We start from the raw sequence: 15,511 nt of genomic DNA on the forward strand, positions 1-15,511 counted from the left end.
ACCGTGGCAGCACGCAAGAAGAACTCCAGCACATCGGGCGACGACGGCCTGCCCCAGGTCAGCGTCTCGGACGATGGCGTGGCCCGCTACCTGCATCTGGGTACGCCCTGGGTGCAGGGCTCGATGAAGCTCAAGGAGCCGTTCGAGATCGACCTGGAATATGTGCAGCGCATGATGGCCTGGCTGCTGTTCATCGACCCCGACAGCGTGGCCGAGCGCCGCGCTGTGCAGTTGGGCCTGGGCGCGGCCGCGCTGACCAAGTTCCACTACAAGAAGCTCAAGATGCGCACCGCCGCCATCGAAATCAACCCGCTGGTGGTCAACATCTGCCGCAACTGGTTCAAGCTGCCGCCGGACAACGACATGCTGGAGGTGGTGCTGGGCGATGCCTCGCTGGAGATCCTCCAGCCCCGCTGGCAAGGCGCGGTCGATGCCCTGCAGGTGGACCTGTACGACCACAACGCGGCCGCACCGGTGCTGGACAGCGTGGAGTTCTATGCCGACTGCCGCGCCATGCTCACCCCCGAGGGCAGCATGACGGTGAACCTGTTCGGTCGGGCCTCCAGCTACCAGCGCAGCCTGGACAAGATCACCGAGGCCTTCGGCGCAGGCCATGTCTGGGCCTTCCGACCGACGCGCGAGGGCAACACCATCGTGCTGGCGCAGCGCGTGGCCACACCGCTGGCGCGCGAGGAGTTGCAGGCCCGGGCCGAGGCCGTGCAGGCGCGCTGGGGCCTACCGGCGACCAAGTGGCTCAAGGTGTTCAAGCGCATCGAGCCAGCGGCGGATCTGTCCGCAGACTGAGATCGGCGAAAGGCCTACACTGGTCGCTTTCTTTTTGTTTCTACGGTGTCCGATATGTCTGTTTCCGCCATCTCCAGCAGCCCGGGAGCTGCCACCAGTGCATCCAATGTGTCCAGCCAGATCGCCAAGTTGCAGGGCAAGCTCAAGGAGCTGACCCAGAAGCTCAAGGACACGGCCAACTCCGACATGGAGGCCAAGCTGAAGGTGCAGACCGCGAAGATGCTGCAGGCCCAGATCCAGGCCATCCAGGCGCAGATCCAGGCTTTGCAGCAACAGCAGGCGCAGCAAAAGTCGGCGGGTAAGGCCAGTTCCCCGCAGGTTGCCGAGGGCACCGAGGAACGCCCCAACTACAGCCCACTGGGCGTCCAGGTCGATACCTACGCCTGAGTGGACCGGCCCCAGGGTGGGCCAAGGCGGCACAATGTCCGTTGACGACCGACTTCCTGGCACGCCATGAACGCATCCCTAGCCCCTTCCGCCTCTTCCTTGTCCTTGCGCGCCGTGGACGGCCCCCACAGCGGCTGTGCCCTGGAGTGGCGGCTGGTGCTGCAGTGGCTGCGCGAGGATGGCGTGATCGACGCGGCCGAGGCCGAGCGTGTGCATGCGCGCTGCGCCACGGCCGAGAGCAGCCAGCACCCCTTGATCCGTCTGGCCAGCGTGGGCGTCACGCGGGCCAGCGACGGGGTGCCGCTGGACCTGGAGAGCCTGACGGCCTTTGTCGCGGCCAGCACTGGAATGGGCTACCAGCGCATCGATCCGCTGAAGGTGGATGTGGGGCGCGTGGGCGAGGCCATGAGCGCGCCCTATGCACAGCGGCACAAGGTGTTGCCGGTGCAGGTCGGACACAGCGAGATCGTGATCGCCACGGCCGAGCCCTTTGTGCAGCACTGGGTGGCCGAGGTGGAGCGCCAGACCCGCAAGAACGTGCGCCGTGTGATGGCCAATCCGGCGGACATCCAGCGCTACACGGCGGAGTTCTTTGCCCTGGCCAACTCGGTGCGTTCGGCGCAGCGCAGCGGCGGGGCGTCGGCCGCAGCCAGTTTTGAGCAGTTGGTGGAGCTGGGGCGCAGCAACAAGCAGCTCGATGCCAACGACACCGGCGTGATCCGCGTGGTGGACTGGCTGTGGCAGTACGCCTTCGACCAGCGCGCCAGCGACATCCACCTGGAGCCCCGGCGCGAGCAGGGCGTGATCCGTTTTCGCATTGACGGGGTGCTGCACTCCGTCTACCGCATGCCCATGGGCGTGCTCAATGCCATGCTGGCCCGCGTCAAGCTGCTGGGGCGCATGGACGTGGTCGAAAAGCGCCGGCCGCAGGACGGTCGCATCAAGACCCGCAATCCGCGTGGCGAAGAGGTGGAAATGCGCCTGTCCACCTTGCCGACGGCCTTCGGCGAGAAGATGGTGATGCGCATCTTCGACCCGGATAACACCGTCAAGCAGCTCGATCAGCTGGGCTTCACGCCCCACGATGCTGCGCGCTGGGAGTCGCTGGTGCAACGGCCCCACGGCATCATCCTGGTCACCGGACCCACGGGATCGGGCAAGACCACCACGCTGTACTCCACGCTCAAGCGCGTGGCGACCGAGGAGGTCAATGTCAGCACGGTGGAAGACCCGATCGAAATGATCGAGCCGGCCTTCAACCAAACCCAGGTGCAGCCGCAGCTGGACTTCGGCTTCACCGAAGGGCTGCGGGCGCTGATGCGCCAGGACCCTGACATCATCATGGTCGGGGAGATCCGGGATACGGCCACTGCCGAGATGGCGGTGCAGGCCGCGCTCACCGGGCACCTGGTGTTCTCGACCCTGCACACCAACGACGCCCCCAGCGCCGTGAGCCGTCTGATGGAGCTGGGCGTGCCGCCCTACCTGCTCAACGCCACCTTGCTGGGGGTGCTGGCACAGCGCCTGGTGCGCGTGCTGTGCCCGCTGTGCAAGGAGCCCGACACGCAGACCACGCGCGAGATGGTGGCTGAGATGATGAGCCCCTGGAAGCTCACGGGCGGTTTCCAGCCCTACCAGCCGGTGGGCTGCGAAGCCTGCCGTATGACCGGCTTCAAGGGTCGCATGGGCCTGTACGAGCTGCTGCTCAGCAGCGAAGCCCTGCACCAGCACATGAACCACAGTCCATCCATGGATGTGCTGCGCCGCCAGGCCGTGCAGGATGGCATGCGTCCGCTGCGCCTGTCGGGTGCCCTGCGCGTGGCCGAAGGGGTGACCACGCTGGCCGAGGTGATGGCGGCCACGCCCCCCCTGCGCTAGGGGCGGTGCCGGGCCTGTTGCCCGGCTTTGCGGAACATGCCCGGAGGGGTCGTGGAATAGGGATAAACGCGTAGAAAAGTGCTTGATTCTGCAGGCAAAAAAACGCGTGCTGTAGGTGGAATCCACATGAATTCACCTTCACTTTCCTTACAGAATCCACCGGTCGTAAATCCTCTCATGGGAGACGTTTCGTGAAAATCAAGAGTCACAAAGACTTTTTCGCCGGGCTGATGTATTTGCTGGTCGGTGGTGCCTTCGCCATCGGTGCGACCGATTACAACATCGGCACCGGTGCCCGCATGGGCCCTGGCTACTTTCCGCTGATCCTGGGCGTGATGCTGTCCCTGATCGGCCTGGTCATCGCGTTCAAGGCCACGCTGTCTGGCCCTGGCGACGGAGACCCGGTGGGCAAGTGGGCCTGGCGCCAAGTCTTCTTCATCCTGGCCGCCAACTTTGCCTTCGGCATTTTGCTGGTGGGCGTGCCTGCCCTGGGCATCCCCGGCTTCGGTCTGATCGTGGCGATCTACGCCCTGGTCCTGATCGCCAGCTATGCCCGCAAGGAAGCCAACTTCAAGGAATGCTTGATCTTGGCAACGGTGCTGGCCGTGGGCAGCTACGCGGTGTTCGTCTGGGCACTGAGCCTGCAGTTCCCCGTGTGGCCTTCCTTCATCGTTGGTTAATTGCCAGCAGGAGATTTGAATCGTGGAATTGATTGAACACCTGTCATTGGGCTTCAGCGTTGCCTTCACAGCGCAGAACCTGATCTACTGCCTGATCGGCTGTATCTTAGGTACGCTGATCGGCATCTTGCCCGGCCTGGGCCCCGTCGCAACGATCGCGATGCTGCTGCCCGCAACCTATTCGCTGCCTCCCGTGGCTGCGCTGATCATGCTGGCCGGTATTTACTATGGTGCACAGTATGGCGGCTCGACCACTGCGATCCTGGTGAACCTGCCGGGTGAATCCTCGTCCGTGGTGACGATGATCGACGGCTACCAGATGGCCCGCAAGGGCCGTGCCGGTCCGGCGCTGGCGGCTGCGGGCATCGGCTCGTTCTTCGCCGGTTGCGTGGGCACCATCATCCTGGCTGCCTTTGCCCCCCCACTGACCGAAGTGGCCTTTATGTTTGGCCCTGCCGAGTACTTCTCGCTGATGGTGCTGGGCCTGATCGGCGCCGTGGTGCTGGCTTCGGGTTCGCTGCTGAAGGCTGTGGGCATGATCGTGCTGGGCCTGCTGCTGGGCATGGTCGGTACCGACGTGAACTCCGGTGTGGCGCGTTACAGCTTCGACATCCCCGAAATGACCGACGGCATCGACTTCGTCGTGATCGCCATGGGTGTGTTCGGTTATGGCGAAATCATTGCCAATCTGTCCAAGCCAGAAGACGAACGTGAAATCTTCACGGCCAAGGTCAAGGGCCTGATGCCTACAGGCGAGGACCTGAAGCGTATGTTCCCCGCCATGGTGCGTGGCACCATGCTGGGCTCTGCCCTGGGTATCTTGCCTGGTGGCGGCGCGATGTTGTCGGCATTTGCTGCCTACACCATTGAAAAGAAGACCAAGCTCAAGCCTGGTGAAGTGCCCTTCGGTCAAGGCAACATCCGTGGCGTGACGGCGCCTGAATCGGCCAACAACGCTGGTTCGCAGACTTCGTTCATTCCGCTGCTGACTCTGGGTATCCCTCCCAACGCTGTGATGGCCCTGATGGTGGGTGCGATGACCATCCACAACATTCAGCCTGGTCCTCAAGTGATGACCAGCAACCCTGAGTTGTTCTGGGGTCTGATTGCCTCGATGTGGCTGGGTAACGCGATGCTGATCATCTTGAACCTGCCGATGATTGGCATGTGGATCAAGCTGCTGTCCGTGCCTTATCGCTGGCTGTTCCCCGCCATCGTGCTGTTCTGCGCGGTGGGCGTGTACGGCACCAAGAACTCCGAGTTCGACGTGTGGCTGGTGGGTATCTTCGGTTTCATCGGCTATGTGTTCTACAAGCTGGGCACCGAGCCTGCACCCCTGCTGCTGGGCTTCATCCTGGGCCCGATGATGGAAGAAAACCTGCGCCGCGCCCTGCTGCTGTCGCGTGGTGACTGGTCCGTTTTCGTGACCCGCCCCATCTCGGCCGTGATGCTGGCGCTGGCGGTGATCCTGCTGATCATCGTGACGCTGCCCGCGGTGAAGAACAAGCGCGAAGAAGCCTTCGTGGAAGAGTGACGCACACCCTGTGTGTGACCCTTCAAAAAGCGCCCTGCGGGGCGCTTTTTTTTATCCTGGATGGCCATGCCGGTATTTTTTGGCGCGCTGTTTGTAAAAAAGTTACAGAAGAATCCGTATTCCGAGGGCTCACCTGTGTGAAAACCAGGGTCGCAAAGCTACGGGCCTGCCGCGCAATCGCTGCGCAACGGTCGCCGGGCTGCAAACTCCGAGGGATGGGCACACGCCCATTCCGCACCGCATGGTTGCCAACAGCTGCAAGGGCTGTCTGGCGCGGTGAGCGCTTGGTTCCACGCTGCAAGGTCCCCATGTGGGCGGACCACCGGAACAAGAGAAGCCAAAACTATGAATTTGAACAACGTGCGTGTGGCCCCCAAGCTGTGGGCAACCATCCTGGGTTTGCTGGTCGTGATGATGCTGTCCAACCTGTGGGTGCGCAGCAATACCGAGCGGGCCCTGGAGCAGGCGCGCGAAGACGTGCAGCAGATCGAGCGCAAGATTGCGCTGGCCCAGCACATGCGCGGCGCGGCCATGACCGGGCTGGAGCTGGGCATCGCGCAGTTCGCCACCAACGAGAACCGCTTGCAGATCGAGCTGGAAAAGCGCTTCGAGCAACGGCGGGTGGCCGCCACCGAAGCCTTGCAAGCCATGGAGGCCGCCCTGCACGACGAGGCCGACCGGGCGCAATTCGCGCGCGTCCTGCAGGCGCGCGACGCGGTGCAGACCCGGCGTGCCGAGACCGAGCAGAACCTGGACCTGGACGACTACAACGCCCGTGCCAATTTCGCCTTCGGGGACTATGCCGCCATGGGCGTGAAGTACTCGCAGGCGTTCGATGAATTCGTGCAGTACCAGATCGACCAGCTGGATGTGGTCACGCAGCGTGCCGAGGCCCGCCGCCAGCGCAGCGTCATGGTCGGCTGGGGCGTGGCCGGCCTGTTGCTGCTGGTCGCGGTGGCGATGGCGCGCTGGCTGGTGGTGAACATCACCCGCCCGCTGCAGCAGGCCGTGCAACTGACCGCCACCATCGGTGGCGGGGACCTGAACGTGGCGGCCAAGACCGATCGGCGCGACGAGTTCGGCCACCTGATGAATGCCCTGGACGCCATGGCCGAGCGCCTGCGCCAGGTGGTGTCCGAGGTACGCAGCGGCGTGGGCGAGGTGTCCGAAGCCGCAGCGGAAATCGCCAAGGGCAATGCAGACCTGTCGACCCGCACCGAGCAGACAGCGGCCAACCTGGAGCAGACCGCCGCCAGCATCGAGCAGCTGACGGCCACGGTACACCAGTCGGCCGACACCTCGCGCCAGGCCAACCAGCTGGCGGCCACGACGGTGCAGGCCGCCGAGCGCGGCGGTGCGGTGGTGCAGCAGGTGGTGCACAGCATGGACCAGATCAATGCCTCCAGCCGCAAGATCGGCGACATCATCGGCGTGATCGATGGCATCGCCTTCCAGACCAACATCCTGGCGCTGAACGCCGCCGTCGAAGCCGCGCGGGCCGGCGAGCAGGGCCGTGGTTTTGCCGTGGTGGCTGGCGAGGTGCGCACGCTGGCGCAGCGCAGCGCCGAGGCGGCCAAGGAAATCAAGGGCCTGATCGAAGCCAGCGTCGGCACGGTGGCGGTGGGTGCGGACCAGGTGGGGCAGGCCGGCCAGAGCATGCAGGAGATCGTGGCCAGCGTGCGCCGCGTGACGGACCTGATCGGCGAGATCACGGCCGCCGCGAACGAGCAGCGCGAAGGCTTTGGCCAGGTCAATCAGGCGGTCAGCAACCTGGATGAGATGACGCAGCAGAACGCGGCCCTGGTGGAAGAGTCCAGTGCGGCCGCGCAGGCCATGCACGAGCAGGCCCAGCGGCTGATGCAGACCATGGCGGTCTTCCAGGTCGGGGCTTCGACCGCGGCGGGGCAGGCCATGACCGTCCCCCCGTCCACGCCCACGCCCACGCCCACGCCCACGCCCACGCCCACGCCCACGCCCACGCCCACACCGGCGCCCCAGGTGGTCGCGCCCAAGGCCGTGGCGCCCGCCTCCACCGTCCGCACGCCGGCCGCGCCCAAGGCCGTGGCGGCACCGCGCGCGGTGGCGTCGGCCAAGCCGGCCGCCAGCCCGGACGACGACTGGGAAACCTTCTGACGCGGCAGCCCCGTGCGCGGCCCGCAGGGCGCCCCGCGATGCGGGGCTACTTGGTTTGCGCCGCCGCACGCCTGGGGAAAGCCCCACAATAAGCGCTTGTTTGCTGCTGCCCTGCACCGTTTCATGCCTGTTCTGCCCCAGCCTTCCCAACACCCCTTGCGTGCCTTGCTGCACAACGAAGTGCATGCCCGCCCGGCGGAGCCGGTGCAAGGCCCCGCTGCGATTGCGCACCTGGTGATGCTGACCGACCCCGCCCAGCGCGAGGCCAGCCGTGCCCACCTGGCGACCCTGATGCACAACCATCACCGCACCGGGCCGGATGCCGATTGCACCCACCTGCGCATGGACTTTGGCGCGTTCCGCCTGCGCTGGGAGCTGCACACCGAGTTCGTCACCTGGACCTTCATGGTGCCCATGCCGACCGAGGCGGTGCTGAATGCCCGCAGCCCCCAGACGGCGATGGAAGAGGTGCCCCAGCAGTGGCTCAAGGACCTGCCGGGCCAGTGCCTGAGCAGCGTGCACCTGTGGATCGTGAAGGACCCGCAGTGCGAGGGCCAGGGCATCAAGCACCTGGTGCAGCAGATGCTCAATGACGACACCCTGGCCGGTGCCACGGTGCACCTGGGCCACACCGAGGTGTGCACGGACTTTGCCATCCACGCCGATGGCTACTCGCGCATCCTGGTCAAGCCTTCGGACAGCGTCAGCGCCCGCCGCCTGGGGCGGCTGGTGCAGCGTGTGCTGGAGATCGAGACCTACCGCATGGCGGCGCTGCTGGGCCTGCCCGCCGCGCGCAAGGCGGCGGTGGTGCTGGGCACGGTGGAAAAGGAACTGGCCGATCTGGCCAAGGCCATCCGCGAGGCGCAGCGCGACGAGGAACCCCTGCTGCTGGACCGGCTGACGCGCCTGGCCGGCGAGGTGGAGAGCGAATACGCCGCCACGCACTCGCGCTTTTCGGCCAGCAAGGCCTATTTCGAGCTGGTGGACCGCCGCATCCACGATCTGCAGGAAGAGCGCCTGTCGGGCCTGCTGACCATCCGCGAATTCATGGAACGCCGCCTGTCGCCCGCGCGCAGCACCTGCGAGTGGGCCTCGCGCCGCCAGAACGCGCTGTCCGAACGTGTCTCGCGCGTCAGCAACTTGCTGCGCACGCGCGTGGAGATCGAGCAGCAGCAAAGCAACCAGCTGGTGCTGGAGGCCATGAACCACCGCCAGGGCATGCAGCTGAAGCTGCAGTCCACGGTGGAGGGGCTGTCGGTCGCCGCCATCACCTACTACATCACCGGCCTGATCGCCTACCTGAGCAAGGGCGCGCAGAAGCTGGGCTGGCCGCTGTCGCCCGAGCTGACGGCTGCTGCCGCCATCCCCGTGGTGGCGCTCAGCGTGTGGTGGTCGCTGCGCCGGCTGCACCACCGCCTGTTCGGCGACAAGCATTGAAATTGCATAAAACAGTAGCGCCTGGCGCTGCTGTCCATTGGTTTTGAAGGTTTAAAGTGTCTGAAAGTGTTGATTCGCCAGCGCAGGGTGCTCAAAAAGGCGTAGCGCTGGGGCTGACGCTGGCCCTGCTGGGGGCGATTGCCTTCAGCGGCAAGGCCATCATCGTCAAGTTGGCCTACCGCTACGGGGTGGATGCCGTCACGCTGCTGATGTACCGCATGCTGTTTGCGCTGCCGGTGTTTCTGCTCATGGCCTGGTGGGCCGGCCGCGGCCAGCCGCCGCTGACGCGCAAGGACTGGCTGGGCGTGCTGGGCCTGGGCTTCTCGGGCTACTACCTGGCCAGCTACCTGGACTTTGCCGGGCTGGCCTACATCACGGCGGCGCTGGAGCGGCTGATCCTGTACCTCAACCCAACGCTGGTGGTGATCTTCGGCTGGGTGGTCTACCAGCGCGGCATCACCTGGGGCCAGTGCGCGGGCATGCTGCTGAGCTACTGCGGCGTGTTGCTGGTCTTCGGCCACGAGGTCGGCGCCCAGGGCACGGATGTCGTGCTGGGCAGCCTGCTGGTGCTGGGCAGCGCCATCAGCTATGCCATCTACATGGTCTACAGCGGCGAGATGGTCAAGCGCCTGGGCGCGCTGCGGCTGGTCGGGCTGGCGTCCAGCGTGGCGTGCTTCTTCTGCATCGCACAGTTCCTGCTGACCCACCCGCTGTCGGCCATGCAGGTCGCGCCGCAGGTGCTGTGGCTGTCACTGCTCAACTCCACGGCCTGCACCGTGGCCCCGGTGCTGATGGTGATGATGGCCATCGAGCGCATCGGCGCCGGCATGACAGCGCAGACCGGCATGATCGGCCCGCTGTCCACCATCCTGATGGGCGTGTGGCTGCTGGACGAACAGCTCAACGCCTGGATGGTGGCCGGCACCAGCCTGGTGATGGTGGGGATTTTTGTGTTCACGCGCTGGGCCAAGAAGCCCGGCATGACAAAGTAAAACGCGAAGGAGCAAACAACATGGATTTGGGCATTCAAGGCAAATGGGCCCTGGTGTGCGGGGCCAGCAAGGGCCTGGGTTTTGGCTGCGCCAAGGCCCTGGTGCAGGAAGGCGTGCACGTGGTCATCAACGCGCGCACCGACGGCCCGCTGCAGGAGGCTGCTGCGCAATTGAGAGAGATCAGCGCAGAGCGCGCAAAGGCCAGCGGCCAACCAGCCGCCCAAGTGCTGGCCGTGGCCTGCGACATCACCAGCGCTGAAGGGCGCACGGCCGTGTTCAGCGTCGCCGGTGGCCCGGGCCGTGATGTCGACATCCTGGTGACGAATGCCGGCGGCCCGCCCCCCGGTGACTTCCGCGACTGGGACCGCGACGCCTGGATCAAGGCCGTGGACGCCAACATGCTGACCCCCATCGAGCTGATCAAGGCCACGGTGGACGGCATGGCTGCGCGCGGTTTTGGCCGCATCGTCAACATCACCTCCAGCGCGGTCAAGGCGCCCATCGACATCCTGGGCCTGTCCAACGGCGCGCGCAGCGGCCTGACCGGTTTCGTCGCGGGCCTGGCGCGCTCGGGCATTGCCGCCCAGGGCGTGACCATCAACAGCATCCTGCCCGGCAAGTTCGACACCGACCGCCTGGCCGCCACCCACCAAGCTGCGGCCACCAAGACTGGCAAGGACCTGGCGGCCATCCGCCAGTCGCAGGCCGCGCAGATCCCGGCCAAGCGTTTTGGCACGGCCGAGGAGTTCGGCGCCATCTGCGCCTTCCTGTGCAGCGTGCAGGCGGGCTACATGACGGGGCAGAACATCCTGCCCGACGGCGGCCTGTACCCCGGCACCTACTGAGCCGGCATCACGCCCCCCCCAAACAAAAAGCAGCCCACGGGCTGCTTTTTTTGTGCGCAGGGCCGAGGTGGCCACTGGCTAGCGGCGCGAGGACACCACGATGCCGCCCACGATCAGCACAAAAGCCAGCGCGTGGTAGAGCTGCGGCACCTCACCCAGCACGGGGATGGACAGCAGGGCTGTGAACAGCGGAATCAGGTTGGCAAAAAAACCGGCGGTGGCCGGTCCGGCGCGTTTGACCCCCTCGCCCCAGAAGCGGTAGGCCAGGATGGCCGGCCCCAGCACGATGAACAGCATGGCCGCGGCCAGCGTGGCGTTGGGCTGCAGCACGAAGCCGCCCAGGGCCACTTCGCCGCCGGTCAGTACGGCCGACCAGGCGATGCCGAAGACCATCTGCGCCATCAGGAACGCCGCCCAGTGGCCGCGCACCGCCTCCTGGCTGGGCATGGTCGCGCTGCTGCGGGCCAGCAGCCAGCTGTAGAGCGACCAGACGATGGTGGCCAGCAGCATGAACCAGTCGCCGGGCACCAGCTGCAGGGCCAGCAGTTGCTGGGCATCGCCGCGGCTCAGCACCACGGCCACCCCCAGCACCGACAGCACGGCCCCGGCCGCCTGGCGGCCGCCGATCGTCGTGCCGAACAACAGGCGGCCGATGAGCAGCATCCAGATCGGCATGCTGGAGCTGACCAGGGTGACGTTGATCGGCGAGGAGGTCTTGAGCGCCAGGTACAGCAGGGCGTTGTAGCTGCCGATGCCCAGCATGCCCAGCAGGGCGTACTGCTTCCAGCACTGCCAGATGGCACTGTTCTTGCGTAGCACCTGGCCAGCCAGCGGCAGCAGCAGCACAAAGGCCAGGCACCAGCGCAGCAGGTTCAGGGTGAAGGGGGAGATCAGGTCATGGACCAGGCGGCCGACGATGGCATTGCCGGCCCAGAACAGCGGCGCCAGGGTCAGCATGGCCACCGTGCTGAATGTCAATGGGGAACTCATCAACGAATGGTAGCGCGCATGTGTCACAAACCTGGGTCCCGGACGTGGCACGATGGGTGTCTTGCCCGCATGCATACAGACACAGGAGACACCACCGCATGACCACCGCAACCAGCAAAGCCATCCAGATCACCCACCACGGCGGCCCCGAAGTGCTGCAACTGGTGCAGCGCGACGTGGGCCAGCCCGGCGCCGGTGAAATCCTGCTGCGCCACCATGCCATCGGCCTGAACTTCATCGATGTCTACCAGCGCTCCGGCCTGTACGCGCTGCCCCTGCCGCTGCAGCTGGGCATGGAAGGCGCAGGCGTGGTGGAGGCCGTGGGTGACGGGGTGACCCATCTCCAAGTCGGAGACCGCGTGGTCTACGCCAGCAACCCGCCCGGCAGCTACTGCGAGCGCCGCGTGATGCCGGCTGCCCAGGTCTGCCGGCTGCCCGACAGCATCAGCTTCGAGACCGGCGCCGCCATGATGCTCAAGGGGCTGACAGCGCAGTACCTGCTCAAGCAGTGCCTGCCCGCCCAGGGCCTGCAGCCCGGCGACCACGTGCTGTTCCATGCCGCCGCCGGCGGCGTGGGCCTGATCGCCTGCCAGTGGGCCCGGGCCCTGGGCCTGCAGCTGATCGCCACGGCAGGATCCGATGAAAAATGCCAGCTGGCCCTTGCCAATGGCGCGTCGCATGCTATCAATTACCGCAGCCAGGACTTTGCCGCCGAGGTGCAGTCCATCACCGGGGGCCAGGGCGTCAAGGTGGTTTACGACAGCGTCGGCAAGGACACCTGGGAAGGTTCGCTGGCCAGCCTGCGCCGCTTCGGCCTGATGGTCTCCTTCGGCAACGCCTCGGGCCCGGTGCCCCCCATCAGCCTGGCGGCACTGGCGCCCAAGGGCCTGTACGTGACACGTCCCAGCGTGTTTGTCTACGCCCATGGCCGCCACGCCACACAGGCCATGGCGGACGACTTGTTCGAGGTGGTGGCCAGCGGTAAGGTGCAGATTCACATTGCGCAGCGTTACGCCCTCGAAGAAGTGCGCGCAGCGCACGAGGCGCTGGAAGCCCGGCAGACCACGGGGTCGACGATCCTGACCCTGTAAGGCGCCGGCGCCCTTGGTAGTTCCACGAGGAGAGATGATGAATTGGTTGGAGAAGCTCCGCGACGAGGCCCAGCGCCCGCCAGCACAACCGCGCATGCCACTGCTGTGGAACGGACAGGTCATCGGCACGGTGGCCCAGGGTTTTCTGGATACGGTCGGGGTGGACTGCCTGCTGGGCCAGCGCATCGTGATTTCCCAGAAGAAGACCCCCGGCCTGGGGGAGGTCTGGAGCGTGACCGCCCCCGACGCCAGCTTCGGCCTGAACGCGCTGGCGCACCGCTTGCGCGAGACCGGGCTCAGCGGCCCCTGGCGCGATGAGCAGATCGCCGTCTGCACGCCCCAGGGCCAGCGCGTGGCCACGGTGGAGCGCGGGGCCGTGCGCGTGCTGGGCGTGGCCACACACGCCGTGCACCTGGTGGGCCTGGCGCCCGATGGACACATGTGGGTGCAGCAGCGCAGCGACCACAAGCCGAATCACCCCGGCAAGTGGGACACGCTGATGGGCGGCATGGTGGCGGCCACCGACACCCTGGAGCAGGCCCTGGCCCGCGAAACCCTGGAGGAAGCCGGCCTGGACGTGGCGCAGCTGCTGCACGTGCAGCACGGCGGCCAGGTGCAGCTGGCCTGCCCCAGTGACGAGGTGCCCGGCGGCGTGGCCTACATGCGCGAGCGCATCGACTGGTTCAGCGCCACGGTGCCGGCCGGTCTGGCGCCCGTCAACCAGGATGGCGAGGTGCAGCAGTTCCAGTGCATCGACCGTGCCACCCTGATGGAGTGGCTGGTGCAGGGACAGTTCACGCCCGAGGCCAGCCTGGTCCTGGCGCAGTACCTGCAGCTGTGAGCCGCAGCTTGCATGGCCCACAAAAAAAGCCGCTGTCTCAGCGGCTTTTTTTCATGGCGGCAGGCGGCCGCTTCAGTGCGGGGTGCCGACCGGCTCGCGCAGGCGGCTGGGGGCCAGGGCGCCGGTCGATTCCAGGATCGGGTAGGCCACCGAGCACAGCAGCGAGTTGATGCGCTTGAGGTCGCTGATCAGGTCAATGTGCAGCGAGCTGGTCTCGATGCTCTGCACCGTGTTTTCCGACAGGCGGTCCAGGTGGTTGGCCGAGTAGGCCAGCTCCAGATCGCGGAAGCGCGCCTTCTCCTCCAGCAGCTTCTGCGCGTCGCGCACATTGCCGTTCAGGAAGACGCTCATCGCCAGGCGCAGGTTGGCCAGCAGGTGGCCGTGCATGCGGTTGATCTCTTCCAGGCCGGCCTGCGAGAACTGGCGCCCCTTCTTGATCTTCTTGTCCTCCACGTCTTGCAGCACGCGCTCGATCAGGTCGCCCACCTGCTCCATGTTGATGGTGAAACTGATGATGTCGGTCCAGCGGCGGCCTTCGGTCTCGTCCAGCTCGGCGCGGGAGATCTTGGTCATGTAGTACTTGATGGCCGAGTACAGTTGGTCGACTTCGTCGTCCAGCTTGCGCAGGTCCTGGGCCAGCTTCTGGTCGTCGGTCTGCCAGACCTGCTGCAGGCCGATCAGCATGGACTCCACCACGTCGGCCTGGTGCAGGGCCTCGCGTGCGGCGCAGGAGATGGCCAGCGAGGGCGTGCTCAGCGCCGAGGCGTCCAGGTGGTGCGGGCGCGAGGTCGAGGGCGAGGGCACCTGCACGGGCAGGATCTTCTGCACCAGCCAGGCCACCTTGCCGGTCAGCAAGATGCACACCAGCGCCACCACGGTGTTGAAGGCCAGGTGGAACAGCACCACCAGCGAACCCACATCGGGGACGACATGGCGCATGTGGTGGAACCAGGGGTTGACCAGGGGGATCATCAGCACCACACCGATCATCTTGAACATCAGGTTGCCCAGCGGCACCTGGCGTGTCTGCACGCTGGTCTTCAGCGTGGTCAGCACCGCCAGCAGGCCGCTGCCCAGGTTGGCGCCGATGACCAGGCCCAGGGCCACATCCACGGGGATGCCGCCCGAGGCGGCCAGGGTGGCCACCAGCAGCACGGTGGCCAGGCTGGAGTAGGAAATGATGGCGATCAGGGCGCCGGTCAGCACCTCCATGGTGATGTCGCTGGTCAGGGCCTCTAGCAGCGTCACCATCACCGGGCTTTGCGTGAGCACGGTGGTCGATTCGGTGATCAGGCGCAGCGCTAGCAGCATCAGCCCCAGGCCGATGAACACCCGGCCCACACGCCCCACGGTGGTGTCCTGGCGCGAGATGAACATCACCACGCCAACGAAGATGAACAGCGGCGACAGCCACGACAGGTCCAGCGAGAACACCACCGCCATCACGCTGGTGCCCACGTCGGCCCCCAGCATCACCGCCAGTGCTGCCGTCAGCGACACCATGCCCTGGCCCACGAAGGAGGACACGATCAGCGCCGTGGCCGTGCTGGACTGCACAATCGTCGTCACCCCCACCCCCGACAGCACGGCGCGCAGCCGGTTGCTGACCCCGCGGGCAATGAATTGGCGCAGATTGGCACCGAAGACGCGCAGTACGCCGGTGCGAACCAGTTGGGTGCCCCAGACCAGCAGGGCAATGGCGGCTAAAAGATTCAGTAAATGCTTCATGGGTGCTCGACAAGGGAGCTTGGGACTATACGCCGCAGTCATGCAGCCGCGTGCCAGACAGACTCAATAACGCACGGCAGGGTGCGATTTCTATACAGGGTTTAGCACTAGGCACGCAAAAAGCAGGCCGTGGCCTGCTGGAGGCGGTCCGGCGAATGCCTCTGGCAAGTG

At 66.0% G+C, this 15,511-nt stretch carries 13 protein-coding genes and 1 riboswitch; of the genes, 11 read left to right on the forward strand and 2 right to left on the reverse strand.

All coding sequences use genetic code 11. The annotated features are described in order from the left end of the window. The first annotated feature begins 3 nt into the window (after positions 1-3). The 9 genes from KAQ61_RS01260 (at position 4) to KAQ61_RS01300 (ending at position 10,690) form a co-directional block, all read left to right on the forward strand. The gene (locus KAQ61_RS01260) at positions 4-804 is read left to right on the forward strand and encodes a class I SAM-dependent methyltransferase (RefSeq protein WP_210930244.1); all 801 of its coding nucleotides are present in this window, start codon (positions 4-6) and stop codon (positions 802-804) included. Between the two features lie 54 nt (positions 805-858). Beyond that, complete coding sequence (locus KAQ61_RS01265) at positions 859-1,191, forward strand: FlxA-like family protein (RefSeq protein ID WP_042411694.1); 333 nt, start codon at positions 859-861, stop codon at positions 1,189-1,191. Between the two features lie 66 nt (positions 1,192-1,257). After that, a complete protein-coding gene (gene tfpB, locus KAQ61_RS01270) occupies positions 1,258-3,069 on the forward strand; it encodes a type IV pilus assembly ATPase TfpB (protein WP_081770627.1) in 1,812 nt (603 codons plus the stop codon). 191 nt (positions 3,070-3,260) lie between these two features. Further along, on the forward strand, positions 3,261-3,749 hold the full coding sequence (locus tag KAQ61_RS01275; RefSeq protein ID WP_210930245.1) for a tripartite tricarboxylate transporter TctB family protein: 489 nt from the start codon (positions 3,261-3,263) through the stop codon (positions 3,747-3,749). Between the two features lie 22 nt (positions 3,750-3,771). Beyond that, entirely contained in the window at positions 3,772-5,283 is a 1,512-nt protein-coding gene (locus tag KAQ61_RS01280; RefSeq protein ID WP_210930246.1) for a tripartite tricarboxylate transporter permease, read from the forward strand. Positions 5,284-5,399: 116 nt separating this feature from the next. Next, positions 5,400-5,490: riboswitch (cyclic di-GMP riboswitch) on the forward strand. 138 nt (positions 5,491-5,628) lie between these two features. Then, positions 5,629-7,416 (forward strand): methyl-accepting chemotaxis protein, encoded by a 1,788-nt coding sequence (locus tag KAQ61_RS18915; RefSeq protein WP_210930247.1) that lies wholly within the window; start codon positions 5,629-5,631, stop codon positions 7,414-7,416. Between the two features lie 123 nt (positions 7,417-7,539). Next, positions 7,540-8,853, forward strand: a complete 1,314-nt coding sequence (locus KAQ61_RS01290; RefSeq protein WP_043380225.1) for a DUF3422 family protein — start codon at positions 7,540-7,542, stop codon at positions 8,851-8,853. 56 nt (positions 8,854-8,909) lie between these two features. Further along, positions 8,910-9,845, forward strand: coding sequence for a DMT family transporter (locus tag KAQ61_RS01295; protein ID WP_210930248.1), 936 nt, complete (start codon positions 8,910-8,912; stop codon positions 9,843-9,845). A 20-nt stretch (positions 9,846-9,865) separates the two neighbouring features. Continuing rightward, entirely contained in the window at positions 9,866-10,690 is an 825-nt protein-coding gene (locus tag KAQ61_RS01300; protein ID WP_210930249.1) for an SDR family oxidoreductase, read from the forward strand. A 78-nt stretch (positions 10,691-10,768) separates the two neighbouring features. Here the strand turns inward: KAQ61_RS01300 and KAQ61_RS01305 are convergent, their stop codons facing one another. Further along, on the reverse strand, positions 10,769-11,680 hold the full coding sequence (locus tag KAQ61_RS01305; RefSeq protein ID WP_210930250.1) for a DMT family transporter: 912 nt from the start codon (positions 11,678-11,680) through the stop codon (positions 10,769-10,771). A 98-nt stretch (positions 11,681-11,778) separates the two neighbouring features. Between KAQ61_RS01305 and KAQ61_RS01310 the strand changes: the two genes are divergently transcribed. Together KAQ61_RS01310 and KAQ61_RS01315 are read left to right on the forward strand one after the other, a co-directional pair. Continuing rightward, positions 11,779-12,771: a quinone oxidoreductase family protein gene (locus KAQ61_RS01310; RefSeq protein ID WP_183303453.1), complete on the forward strand. Its 993-nt coding sequence runs from the start codon at positions 11,779-11,781 to the stop codon at positions 12,769-12,771. Between the two features lie 37 nt (positions 12,772-12,808). Next, the gene (locus KAQ61_RS01315; protein WP_234687702.1) at positions 12,809-13,612 is read left to right on the forward strand and encodes an NUDIX hydrolase; all 804 of its coding nucleotides are present in this window, start codon (positions 12,809-12,811) and stop codon (positions 13,610-13,612) included. Between the two features lie 72 nt (positions 13,613-13,684). On the opposite strand, the gene KAQ61_RS01320 is transcribed toward KAQ61_RS01315, so the two are convergent. Continuing rightward, positions 13,685-15,340 (reverse strand): Na/Pi cotransporter family protein, encoded by a 1,656-nt coding sequence (locus tag KAQ61_RS01320; protein WP_042411598.1) that lies wholly within the window; start codon positions 15,338-15,340, stop codon positions 13,685-13,687. Between the last annotated feature and the right edge of the window lie 171 nt (positions 15,341-15,511).

Origin of the sequence: Comamonas aquatica (assembly GCF_018064205.1) — a bacterium.
Taxonomy (GTDB): domain Bacteria; phylum Pseudomonadota; class Gammaproteobacteria; order Burkholderiales; family Burkholderiaceae_C; genus Comamonas; species Comamonas aquatica.